Origin of the sequence: Frankia sp. AgKG'84/4, from assembly GCF_023242965.2 — a bacterium.
In the GTDB taxonomy this organism is placed as follows: Bacteria; Actinomycetota; Actinomycetes; order Frankiales; family Frankiaceae; genus Frankia.
In genome coordinates, this window is sequence record NZ_JALKFU020000210.1 from 1 (window position 1) to 8,266 (window position 8,266).

Genomic DNA, 8,266 nt, shown 5'->3' on the forward strand with positions numbered 1-8,266 from the left:
CGGCCAGCCGGGCGAGCGCGGCGTCGACCTCGGCGAGGCTCGCGGTGGCCCGGCGCAGCGTCGCGCGCAGCATTTCCCGCTCGAAGGGCATCGAGGCGCCCTCGATGTCGTGCTCGTCGTCGGCATCCCGGTCGGCGGTGTAGCCGAGGACGCGCTCGAACTCGGCGCGCAGGGCGTCGACCCGCGCCGCGGCATCGGCCCGTTCGGCGTCCAGTCGCCCGCCCGGGTCCGGTCCGGTGGTCATCGGTTCGGCTGAGTGGGCATCGTGACCATCATGATGCCCGCCCGCCCTTGAAGGGTGGGCACTGTTGGGGCCGCTTCTGTAGAGCTGCGTGCCCGATTTGCCCCTACAGAAGCGGCCGCGATCTGCTCAGCCGCGCAGCGAAGGGGGCGCGGAGTGGGGGATGGGTGTGGACGTGACCAGCGGCACGTGGCGGCGTTCGTCGTTACAGTGGCACCCAGTGCCAAATTGGCTCTCGTCCCGGCCGTCCCGGGGCGTGCGCGGCGAGGTAGGGATTCGATGGCCAGTACGAGGACGTGGTTCGAGACGGTCGCGGAGGCGCAGCGGCGGGCGAAGCGGCGCCTGCCCAAGGGGGTGTACCAGGCGCTGGTCGCCGGCTCCGAGGCCGGCGTGACCATGAACGACAACCTGGGTGCCTTCGCGGACCTGAAGGTCCGCCCGCACGTCGCCGACCTGCCGACCAGCCGGGACCTGGCCACCACCGTGATGGGGCAGGAGATCAGCTTCCCGGTGCTGATCTCGCCGACGGGGGTGCAGGCGGTACACCCTGACGGGGAGGTCGCCGTCGCCCGGGCCGCCGCCGCCGCGGGAACCGCGATGGGCCTGTCGGCGTTCGCGTCGAAGCCGATCGAGGACGTCGCGGCGGTCAACGACAAGCTGCTGTTCCAGACCTACTGGCTCGGCTCGCGGGAGGAGATCCTCGCCCGCTCGCTGCGCGCCCGCGAGGCCGGTGCCAAGGGTCTGATCGTCACGCTGGACTGGGTGTTCGATTCGCGGCGGGACTGGGGCAGCCCGTTCATCCCCGAGCGCCTCGACCTGAAGGCGATGGCCCGCTACGCGCCGCAGGTCGCGCTGCGCCCCGGTTACCTGGGGCGCTGGATCCGCAGCCGGTCGCTGCCCGACCTCGGCGTGCCCAACCTCGTGCCGCTGGACGCGACCCCGCCGACGTTCTTCGGCGCCTACGGCCAGTGGATGGGCACCCCGCCGCCGACCTGGCAGGACCTGGCCTGGCTGCGCGAGCGGTGGGACGGCCCGTTCATGATCAAGGGCATCACCCGGCCGGACGATGCGCGGCGCGCGGTCGACGTCGGCGCCAGCGCGATCTCGGTGTCGAACCACGGCGGTAACAACCTGGATTCGACTCCGGCGTCGATCCGGTGCCTGCCCGGCGTCGTCGACGCCGTCGGCGACCAGGTCGAGGTGCTGCTCGACGGTGGCATCCGCCGCGGCAGCGACGTGGTGAAGGCCCTCGCGCTCGGCGCCCGCGCGGTGATGATCGGCCGTGCCTACCTGTGGGGACTGGCCGCTGGCGGAGAGCGTGGCGTCACCAACGTGCTGGAGATCCTGCGCCAGGGCACGAGCGAGACCCTGCTGGGTCTCGGCAGGTCGTCGGTGCACGAACTGTCGCCCGAGGACATCCTGGTGCCGGCCGAGTTCGCGCTGGACCGTAAAGTCTGACCAAACCTTCGCGGTTCGGTAACTCGAAACATTGAGGATACCGGTCTGAAACGAGGCTCCCCGGGTGCAATGAATGTGGATGCAACACCGTGTTGCACCCGGGGCCAAGGCCACTTGCATGGTTGTCGCCACGGTCGGTTACATGCACCATTGGGTCATGTCCTGCCGCCCTCGAATTGTGACCCCCACGCCGGAATGGCCGCACAGCGACGATCCGTCGGCCGACAATCGCGAAAATCCGGTGCTGCTAAGGCCCTCCGTGGCCCGATTGATTCCGGCGCCGCGCGCCGCCGCGGATGATGACCCGGCCGGTCTGGAAAACGGTCTCGGCGAGTCCGGCGAGTCCGGCGAGTCCAGCGAGTCCAGCGAGTCCGGCGAGTCCGGCGAGTCCGGCGAGTCCGGCGAGCGGGTGCTGGCGCGCCGGGTTCCGCGCCGGCCCGCGCCCGCCTCCTTTCGCTGCCTGCGGCGTCGGGGCGGTGGCGCCGCCGGCGTGACGCGAATCCCGGCGCAGTGAGGCCGCACCGTCCGGGGCGCGCCGTCGCGTCGGCCATGCGCCGCCGCAAGCGCAATGGCCGGCAGAACCGGCCGCCGGCGTGGCCCTTGGATCGCCGTGCCGTGGTGAACCGGCTGGCGGCACAACGCCTGACCACGACGGTGGGAATCCCGGCCGCGGCATTGTCGGTGGCCCTGGTCGGCTTCGGCGCCTGCTCGGCGACGGCCGGCGGGGCATCGTCCTGCACCGGTGGTGACACGGCGCCGGGGGTGAGCGGGAAGGAGATCCGACTCGGGGTGCTCTACCCGGACTCGGGCCCGGCGGGGGAGGCGTTCCCGGCGGCACGGGCCGGAATCGACGCGCGGATAGCCATTGCCAACGCCGCCGGGGGAATCTACGGCCGGAAAATCGTCTACAGCTGGCGGGACGACGAGGGAATACCGGCGCGGAATCTCACGGGCAGCCGCGAGCTGGTCGAGGAGGATAACGTCTTCGGGTTCGTCGAGTTCACCGTCGCTGCCGCGGGTGGCGCGGAATACCTCGCGGACCGGGGAATTCCGGTGGTGGGCCTGGCTGACGAGAGCGTCTGGACCAGGTATTCGAACATGTTCACGCCGGCCAGCTCCATCGGCGCGCCCGTCGACACCTACGGCAGTATCGTCCGGCGCCACGGCGGCACGACCGCGTTCCTGCTGCGAACCGGCCTGTTGACGGGCATCTCCGAGGCCATCTACCGGGTCGGCCAGAGCCTGCAGGCGGCCGACGTGGCGGTGGTGGCGAGCCAGACGTACACCGAGGGCGCGGACGACCCGGGCACCATCGCCCGGCAGATCATCGACTCCGGCGCGGATACCGTCGTCGCGATGATCGCGCCGAGCTCGCTGGCGACGGTGCTGCATGCGGTGCGCGCGGCCGGCGTGAACCCGCCGGTGGTGCTGTCCTTCTCCGGCTACGACCGGGATCTGCTGCGCAGCGCCGGACCGGATCTCGCCGGGGTGCTCCTGCCGGTGGGCTACCGCCCCTTCGAGGCCGGCGGCGGCCCGATCGCCACGTACTTCGACGCGATGCGCCGGCACTCCCCGCAGGTGAACAACCCGGCGCAGGAGTCCGGGATCATGTCCTACATCGACACGGACCTGTTCCTGCGCGGACTGAAGGCCGCCGGGCCCTGCCCGACCCGCGCCTCGTTCCTCGCCGGGATGCGGACGCTGACCCACTACGACGCCGACGGACTCATCCCGCCGATGAACGTCGTCACCGCGCAGCGCCACCCGACGAGCTGCCTCGCGGTGCTGCGGGTGAACCCGGCGGGCACCGCCTTCGAGGTCGACCAGAACAACGTCTGCGGCCACGAACTCGGCCCGGACACCTGAGCGGCCCGCGGACACGGCGGGCCCGGGTGGCGCGCGGCGATGCGGCACCCGTCGTTAGCAGGACGTAACGTGACGTCCGGGGCGCCGCCGGCGTGCACCGGTCCCGGACCGCGGGGGTGTGGGGGCGCCGGGAGACCGGAGGTGCGTCGCCGATGCCGCTGTGGCAGCAGGCCGGGGTCGCGGCCGGCGCACTGCTCGTGCTCGCCGTGCTGCTGCGCATCGCGCTGCGCTGGCGGCCGTCGCGGGTCCTGGGGATCGTCGCGGCCGCCAGCCAGGAAACGGGGATCATCCTCGCCCTGTTCACCTTCTGGCAGATCGCCCGGATCCTCGGGGTCACCAGGGTCGCCGGGGGGCTGGAACGGGCGGACTGGATCTGGCACGCGGAGCAGTGGGCGCACCTGCCCAGCGAGGTCAGCATGGAGATGTTCATGCTCGACCACGAGCGCTGGCTGCGGGCCGCGAACGTGTTCTACAGCTGGGTGCACTTCCCCGCGATGAACCTGTTCCTGGTGTGGCTGTTCACCCGCCACCGCGATGCCTACCCGTCGGTGCGGATGACGATCGTGCTGTTCACCGGCTCGTCGCTGCTGTTCCACATGTTCCTGCCGGTCGCGCCGCCGCGGATGCTGACCTCGGCCGGTTTCGTGGACGAGGCGGTGGTGCTCGGCCAGTCCGTGTACGGCGAGTTCGGCAGCGGCGTCGCGGCGCAGCTCTCGGCGCTGCCGTCGGTCCATGTCGGCTGGGCGTTCCTGATCGCCTACGAGGTGATCAGGATCAGTCCGAGCCGGTGGCGCTGGCTGATCGTGCTCCACCCGGTGCTGACCACGCTGGTGGTCGTGGTCACCGCCAACCACTTCTGGGCCGACGGCATTGTCGCCGTCGTCCTGCTCATCCTCGCCGAGATCGCCGGCCGCGCTCTGCGCAACGCCCTGCGCGACCTGCGGGAGCGGCTCTCGGGCCGACGCCGGCGCGAGCCGGCGCCGGACCTCGCCACCCCCGGCGCCCCGCCGTCGTGGACCGCGCCCGCGAGCGGGTCCGCCACCATGGTCGCGGATCCCGGCCCCCTCGGTCCTGACACCGAACGAGCGCCGCTGTCAGGACCGAGGTCCGCCGCCGTGCCGCCAGCCAGGGACAGCGGACCGGGCCGGGTGTCGCATGGGTCGGACCATGGTGGCGCCGCCGCGGGGGTCGAGGATCCCGGGACGCCCCGGAGCCGCGCTACACCGCGGTGACGATCTGGGCCCGCAGCGGGGCGAGGGTCCTGCCGACCTCACCGGTGGCCTCGGGCGGGACGCCGAGGCCGGTCAGGGCGCCGAGCAGGTGCGCGACGACCGCATCGAACTGGGCGTCGTTGATGCAGAGGGAGGCGTGCACGTCGGGGATCGGGTTGCCGGTGTACACCTCGGGGCCGCCGATCGCCGCGCCGATGAAGTCGCGCTGGTGCGCCTTGAGGGTGGGGATGTCCTTGCCGCGGAAGAACGGGGCGATCTCCGGGTCGGCCAGGACGCGGACGTAGAACTCCTCGACGGCGGCCTTCACCGCGGCGGCACCGCCGATAGCGTCGTAGGTACTCATCAGAGATCTCGCTTTCGCCGTGACCGCCCGGCCCGCGACCGGGGCCGGGCCAGCCTGTTTCGGGGGAGTGCACTGCGGGGTGTCCGACATGTCCACCCAACCCGTGGACGCGGGCGCGTGGCAGGGGCCGCCGGCCCGCGGTGCCCAGAAGGACGGCCGGGCGTCGGGGGGCCGGATGGCCGTCCATCCTGGTGGTCGACCCGCAGGGCACCCAAAAAAGAGAACACCGTTCCAGTCGTGACGGCCGGCACACGGGCCGGCGTGCAAAGGCGGGTCAGTCGATGCTGTGGTCACGGGCACGTCCAGGTGTCGCCCGGATTGCCTCGGCTTGACACGCAAGACTGAAACCATGTTCTATATTTGAAACGTCCTGTCCACGCGATCCAGGGGGTGCCCCGTGGCCGCTCGGTACACGATCATCTCGGCTGACACCCACGCGGGTGCCAGCCACGAGACCTACCGTGAGTACCTCGATCCGTCCTTCCGCGATGAGTTCGACGCCTGGCGCGGGAAGTACAAGAACCCGTGGAGGGACCTGCGCGACACCGACCTGCGGGTCCGCAACTGGGATGACGAGCGGCGCGACCGCGACCAGCTGGCCGACGGCGTCGTCGGCGAGGTCGTCTTCCCGAACACGGTGCCGCCGTTCTACCCCGGCTTCGTGCTGTTCGCCGGCCCGCCGAAGGTGGAGGACTACGCCCGCCGCCGCGCCGGCCTGCAGGCGCACAACCGGTGGCTCGCGGACTTCTGCGACCGCAAGCCGGGGCGGCGTGCCGGTGTCGGGCAGATCTTCCTCAACGACGTCGACGACGCCATCGCCGACGCCACCTGGATCAAGGAGCACAACCTGCGCGGCGGCGTGCTGCTGCCGAACATCGCTCCCGACGTCGACTGGGTGAAGCCGCTCTACGACCCGGCCTACGACCCGCTGTGGGCCACGCTGCAGGACCTCGACATCCCGGTCAGCCTCCACGGTGGCACCGGCTCGCCGGACTACGGCCGGTACGCGGCCACGCCCGCGCTGTTGATCAGCGAGGTTGCCTTCTACGGCCTGCGGCCGTTCGTGCACCTGCTGGTCAGCGGCGTGTTCGAGCGGTTCCCCCGGCTGACGTTCGTCATCACCGAGGCGTCGGGCTCGGCTCTCCCGCCGCTGCTCAAGCAGCTGGACAACGTCATCAAGAGCATGCGGGGCGGTGCGATCGGCGAGCTGAAGTACGCCAAGGACACCGCGCTGCCGCGCACCGCGACCGAGTACTTCCACCAGAGCTGCTGGGTCGGCGCGAGCTTCCCGCGGCCCGACGACGTCGCGGCCCGCGAAGTGATCGGCCGGGACCGCTGGATGTGGGGCAGCGACTACCCGCACGACGAGGGCACCGGCCCTTACACCACCCAGGCGCTGCGCCAGGTCATGAACCACATCCCGGAGCCGGAGATGCGGGACCTGCTGGCCGGCAACGCTGCGCGGCTCTACGGTTTCGACCTCGAGGCGCTCGCGCCGCTGGCCGCGCAGTACGGCCCGACCGTCGAGGAGGTCTCCCGCCCCCTCGACGCGCTGCCCGAGAACCCGAACAGCGCCCTCATCGGCGCGCAGGCCCAGCTCGTCGGCGTGTAGGGCAGCGACCCGGACGACACGAGGAGGCCGGTCGACACCGCAAACGAGGCGGTGTCGACCGGCCTCGTTGGCGTTTCGGTTGACGACGCCGGGTCAGCGCGCCACAACGAGGCCGCCGTCGACCAGCAGCACCTGACCGGTGATGTAGCTGCCCGCGTCCGAGGCGAGCAGCAGCGCCGGGCCGACCAGCTCGTCGGCGTCCGCGATGCGGCGCAGGTGGCTCGCGTTCGCCATGCGCTCCTGGGACTGCGTGCCGGTGGCACGGACCATGTCGGTGTCGACGGCGCCGGGGGTCAGCGCGTTCGCCCGGATGCCGTACTGGGCGAGCTCGGCGGCCATCGCCCGGGTGTAGGCGAGCAACGCCGCCTTGGTGGCGGCGTACGTCGACAGCCAGGGGGTGTGCAGGAACGCGCCGGCGCTCAGCACGTTGATGATCGCCGCGGACGGGCTCGCCTTGAGGTGCTCCAACGCCTCCTGGACGAGGAAGACCGGGCCGCGGGTGTTCACGTCGAACGACTTCGCCATCGCCGCCTCGGTCATCGACCCGATCGGCTGGCCCAGGCCCGTCGCCGCGTTGTTGACGATGATGTCGAGCCGGCCGTAGGCCTCCACGGTCCGCTCGACCAGCGTGCGCACGTCGGCGAGGTCCCCGACGTGGGCGGGGACGCCGAGCGCCTCGCCGCCCATGGCGCGCAGGTGCTTCTCCGTTTCCGCGCAGGCGTCGGCCTTGCGGCTGGCGACGACCACCGTCGCCCCGGCGGCCACGAAGCCCTCCGCGATCGCCCGCCCGATCCCGCGGGTCCCACCGGTGATGACGGCGACCCGCCCGGTCAGGTCGAACAGCGTGCGCAACTTCTCGGCGTCCATGGCCGCGTCCCTCCGCATCGACCGCCGCCGCGGGGCGGACGGTCGTCCTCGTGCCGCGAGGCGGCAAAAATCATTTATACAATTTGTGGTATGGCGGTGCGACTGAAAGGTCGTACCCCCGACCTCACGCGGCCTGCACCGAACCGGCCAGGGTGATCTATGGTGTGGAGATAGGGCGGGCGTGGACCGATTCGGGGTGTCCTGGTAGCCCGCCGCGGTGTCGGGGGGGACCGTGGTTCGTTCGACGACGTCGCGGACGTCGCAGCTGGTGCTGGGTTCGTCCGGGACGCGGGTGCTGCTCGTGGGCGGCGGCGGAGTCGTGCCGGAGGCGCTCAGGGGCGCGTTCGTGCACCGTTGCGGCCTGGCGGAGGAGAACCTGCGGGTTCTGCTCGATCCGGCCAGCCCGCTGGAGCTCGGCGACGCGGTCGCCGCGGCCGCCGAGGCCGCCAGCGGGACGCTCGTCGTGTACGTCGCCGGCACCGTCTTCGTGGACGGCGAGGGAACGGTCCTGCTGGGCACCGCTGCCGCCAGCGGCGGGCACGCCCACCGGCTCGCCTACACCGCCCTGCCGCTGTCCTCCGTCCTGGCGACGGTCGCCACCAGCCCGGCGGCCGCCCGGCTCGTGGTCGTCGACGGCCTGCTGGCCG

At 71.8% G+C, this 8,266-nt stretch carries 9 protein-coding genes; 6 read left to right on the forward strand and 3 right to left on the reverse strand.

Going from position 1 to position 8,266, the window contains the following annotated elements:
• Window positions 1-244: DnaK-like suppressor protein (locus tag MXD58_RS14365; protein ID WP_250609400.1), on the reverse strand; the 244-nt coding region annotated here is incomplete at its 3' end.
• 276 nt (window positions 245-520) lie between these two features.
• Between MXD58_RS14365 and mftD the strand changes: the two genes are divergently transcribed.
• The 4 genes from mftD (at window position 521) to MXD58_RS14385 (ending at window position 4,797) form a co-directional block, all read left to right on the forward strand.
• On the forward strand, window positions 521-1,699 hold the full coding sequence (gene mftD / locus MXD58_RS14370) for a pre-mycofactocin synthase MftD (protein ID WP_248840380.1): 1,179 nt from the start codon (window positions 521-523) through the stop codon (window positions 1,697-1,699).
• 118 nt (window positions 1,700-1,817) lie between these two features.
• Window positions 1,818-2,213, forward strand: a complete 396-nt coding sequence (locus MXD58_RS14375) for a hypothetical protein (RefSeq protein WP_248840381.1) — start codon at window positions 1,818-1,820, stop codon at window positions 2,211-2,213.
• Window positions 2,214-2,314: 101 nt separating this feature from the next.
• A complete protein-coding gene (locus MXD58_RS14380; RefSeq protein ID WP_248840382.1) occupies window positions 2,315-3,565 on the forward strand; it encodes an ABC transporter substrate-binding protein in 1,251 nt (416 codons plus the stop codon).
• A gap of 152 nt (window positions 3,566-3,717) precedes the next feature.
• Entirely contained in the window at window positions 3,718-4,797 is a 1,080-nt protein-coding gene (locus tag MXD58_RS14385; RefSeq protein ID WP_250609401.1) for a phosphatase PAP2 family protein, read from the forward strand.
• On the opposite strand, the gene MXD58_RS14390 is transcribed toward MXD58_RS14385, so the two are convergent.
• Entirely contained in the window at window positions 4,784-5,140 is a 357-nt protein-coding gene (locus tag MXD58_RS14390; RefSeq protein ID WP_248840384.1) for a group I truncated hemoglobin, read from the reverse strand. The two genes, MXD58_RS14385 and MXD58_RS14390, sit on opposite strands and share 14 nt — an antisense overlap.
• Before the next feature lie 397 nt (window positions 5,141-5,537).
• On the opposite strand from MXD58_RS14390, the gene MXD58_RS14395 reads away from it, so the two are divergent.
• Window positions 5,538-6,752, forward strand: coding sequence for an amidohydrolase family protein (locus MXD58_RS14395; protein ID WP_250609402.1), 1,215 nt, complete (start codon window positions 5,538-5,540; stop codon window positions 6,750-6,752).
• A gap of 93 nt (window positions 6,753-6,845) precedes the next feature.
• Here MXD58_RS14395 and MXD58_RS14400 read toward each other — a convergent pair whose 3' ends face one another.
• The gene (locus MXD58_RS14400; RefSeq protein WP_248841370.1) at window positions 6,846-7,619 is read right to left on the reverse strand and encodes an SDR family NAD(P)-dependent oxidoreductase; all 774 of its coding nucleotides are present in this window, start codon (window positions 7,617-7,619) and stop codon (window positions 6,846-6,848) included.
• A 268-nt stretch (window positions 7,620-7,887) separates the two neighbouring features.
• Between MXD58_RS14400 and MXD58_RS14405 the strand changes: the two genes are divergently transcribed.
• Window positions 7,888-8,266, forward strand: a 379-nt coding sequence (locus tag MXD58_RS14405; RefSeq protein ID WP_250609403.1) for a hypothetical protein, incomplete at its 3' end; no start/stop codon positions are given.

Coding starts and splice junctions, on each gene's coding strand:
- mftD (WP_248840380.1), top strand. CDS start 521: ATGGCCAGTACGAGGACGTGGTTCGAGACGGTCGCGGAGGCGCAGCGG.
- MXD58_RS14375 (WP_248840381.1), top strand. CDS start 1,818: ATGGTTGTCGCCACGGTCGGTTACATGCACCATTGGGTCATGTCCTGC.
- MXD58_RS14385 (WP_250609401.1), top strand. CDS start 3,718: ATGCCGCTGTGGCAGCAGGCCGGGGTCGCGGCCGGCGCACTGCTCGTG.
- MXD58_RS14390 (WP_248840384.1), bottom strand. CDS start 5,140: ATGAGTACCTACGACGCTATCGGCGGTGCCGCCGCGGTGAAGGCCGCC.
- MXD58_RS14400 (WP_248841370.1), bottom strand. CDS start 7,619: ATGGACGCCGAGAAGTTGCGCACGCTGTTCGACCTGACCGGGCGGGTC.